Raw genomic sequence first — 239 nt, forward strand, 5'->3', positions numbered from 1 at the left:
CACCACCACCCCCCACGGACTAGCCGCCCAACTCACCGGCCACACCCCCGAACACCAACTCACCACCCTGACCACCCTCATCCTCACCACCACCGCCACCGTCCTAGCCCACCCCGACCCCGACACCCTCGACCCCGACCAACCCTTCACCAACCTCGGCATCGACTCCCTAACCGCCCTCCAACTCCGCAACACCCTGGCCCAACACACCGGCCTACCCCTACCCGCCACCCTCGTCT

The 239-nt window shown here is 67.8% G+C and carries 1 protein-coding gene; it reads left to right on the forward strand.

The window, feature by feature from the left end; genetic code table 11:
* Nucleotides 1-239: acyl carrier protein (locus BST12_RS30220; protein WP_139802146.1), on the forward strand; the 239-nt coding region annotated here is incomplete at both ends.

Source organism: Mycobacterium angelicum, from assembly GCF_002086155.1.
In the GTDB taxonomy this organism is placed as follows: Bacteria; Actinomycetota; Actinomycetes; order Mycobacteriales; family Mycobacteriaceae; genus Mycobacterium; species Mycobacterium angelicum.